Origin of the sequence: Kitasatospora sp. NPDC093558 (assembly GCF_040683475.1) — a bacterium.
In the GTDB taxonomy this organism is placed as follows: domain Bacteria; phylum Actinomycetota; class Actinomycetes; order Streptomycetales; family Streptomycetaceae; genus Kitasatospora.
Window position 1 is genome coordinate 1 of record NZ_JBFBDY010000950.1, and the last position, 1,980, is coordinate 1,980.

The following is a 1,980-nucleotide window of genomic DNA, read 5'->3' on the forward strand; positions in this document are numbered from 1 at the left end:
GCCAGCAGGGCGGCCAGGTCCGCCTCGGAGGAGATCTCCGGGCCCGCGCACTCGTGCAGGGCGCCGACGCCGAGTTCGGCGGCGCGGGCGAGGGTGGCGCGCTGGGCGCGGCGGCGCTGCCCGGGGGTCAGGTGGGCGAGGGCGGTCTGCCGGACGGCGTGGTGGGCGTCCTTGGTGAGGGGACCCTCGGCGGAGTGGCCGAGCTTGTCGGCGAGGCCTTCGGTGAGGGTGCGCAGCGCGGTGGTGGCGAGGGCGGAGTGGACGTCGATGCGGGAGAGGTAGACGGCGGCGCCGCGGGCGGCGGCGTCGAGTTCGGCGAGCGTGGGCGGACGGCCCTCGGGCCAGCCGGTCTCGTCCCAGCCGTGGCCGATGAGCACGCCGCCGGGCGCGTCCTGGGCGTCTTGGGCGTCGACGAAGGTGGTGAGGGCGGCCAGGGCGGCGGCGAGGGACGGGCTGCCGGTGAGGTCGAGGCCGGTGAGCGCCAAGCCCGTGGAGGTGGCGTGCACGTGGGCGTCCACGAACGCGGGCGTGACGAGGGCGCCGTCGAGCTCGACGATCTCGTCGGCCACCCCGGCGTACGCCTCGGCGGCGCCGTCACTGCCGACCCAGGCGACGTGTTCGCCCTCCACGAGCATCGCGGTGGCGAAGGGGTCGGCGGGGCTGTAGACGGCGCCGCCGCGCAGCAGGACGGTCCGTGGGGTGCGTTCGGTCATGCGCCCAAGTCTGCACCCCACCGACCGGTGCTCAGATCTTCGGGGGTCGCGCCTCGTAGGGGGTGGAGAGCACGACGGTGGTGCGGGTCGAGACGCCGGCGGCGGTGCGGATGCGGGCGAGCAGGTCCTCCAGGTCGCCGGGGGCGCCGACGCGGACCTTGAGGATGTAGTTCTCGTCGCCGGCGACGCTGTGGCAGGCCTCGATCTCGGGCAGGCCGGCCAGGCGCTCGGGGGTGTCGTCGGGCGCGCTGGGGTCGAAGGGCTTGACCGAGATGAACGCGGTCAGCGCCAGGTCGACGGCGTCGGGGTCGATGATCGCGGTGTAGCCGCGGATCACCCCGCGCTGTTCGAGGCGGCGCACGCGCTGGTGCACCGCCGAGGTGGACAGGCCGGTGGCCTTGCCCAGGTCCGTGTAGCTCATCCGGCCGTCCTCGAGGAGCAGCTGGACGATGCGTTGGTCGAGATCCTCCACAGTGCGCAAACCTACCCGGTCGGGGGCGCGTGGGGCGCCCCAATGGGCGCACGCGGTGTCACCGGGGGCGGTGCGGGGTGCCAACCGGGCACATGCCGGGCGAATGTGGCCAAGGACACACCCAGTGCATCACGGTGCGCCGGACCGCAGGGTTATGTATGCGCGCGGGAGGGAAGTGCTGGTTGTGGCCCCGGGCGACCACGCCGGGCCCGATCCGAGGGGGATCCTCATGCCTGCTACCGACCAGCGTGCCCTGGGCTCCGACGAGACCGACGATATGGCCGGCCGCGACGACATCGCGGTCGGAGACTTCCCCACGCCGAGCACCGACCCGGGCGACGGCGAGTCCTGGGAGATCTTCCGGGTCCACTGCCCCGAGTGCCGGCGCCCGATCGCCCTCGTCGCGGACGAGGAGCGGCTGCCGCTGCACGCCCTGCTGCCGACCGCGTGGAACCCCTTCGCCCCCGCGATCTGCCCGGGCTCGGGCACGCCGACCGACGACCTCGCCGAGGTGGAGTCCGCGGACGACAGCGCCCCGGCCGGCTTCGAGGGGCTGTTCAAGCTGCCCTCGGGCCTGGACTGGCGCACCCAGCCGTTCTCGCACGCGGTGGCGCACCGCCCGGTGCGCGTCACCGCCGTCACGCCGACCATCCCCGAGCAGCGGCGCCGGCTGATCCGCCGGTGACGTCGGCGAGTTGACGGACCGCTCGAGGGCGCCCGGCGGCGCCTGACGGCATCCGTCGGCGCCGACGGCTTCATCTCGGAAATGCGAAACCTCCGGCCGTCGCTCCGCAC

General features: G+C 74.4%; 3 protein-coding genes. 1 reads left to right on the forward strand and 2 read right to left on the reverse strand.

Annotated elements, in window-relative coordinates; translation table 11 throughout:
- Together AB0O00_RS37295 and AB0O00_RS37300 are read right to left on the reverse strand one after the other, a co-directional pair.
- On the reverse strand, positions 1–713 hold a 713-nt coding region (locus tag AB0O00_RS37295), incomplete at its 3' end, for an amidohydrolase family protein (RefSeq protein ID WP_363659134.1).
- Between the two features lie 31 nt (positions 714–744).
- The gene (locus AB0O00_RS37300; RefSeq protein WP_363659135.1) at positions 745–1,185 is read right to left on the reverse strand and encodes an Lrp/AsnC family transcriptional regulator; all 441 of its coding nucleotides are present in this window, start codon (positions 1,183–1,185) and stop codon (positions 745–747) included.
- 229 nt (positions 1,186–1,414) lie between these two features.
- Between AB0O00_RS37300 and AB0O00_RS37305 the strand changes: the two genes are divergently transcribed.
- A complete protein-coding gene (locus AB0O00_RS37305; protein WP_363659136.1) occupies positions 1,415–1,870 on the forward strand; it encodes a hypothetical protein in 456 nt (151 codons plus the stop codon).
- The last annotated feature ends 110 nt before the right edge of the window (positions 1,871–1,980 follow it).

Coding starts and splice junctions, on each gene's coding strand:
- AB0O00_RS37305 (WP_363659136.1), top strand. CDS start 1,415: ATGCCTGCTACCGACCAGCGTGCCCTGGGCTCCGACGAGACCGACGAT.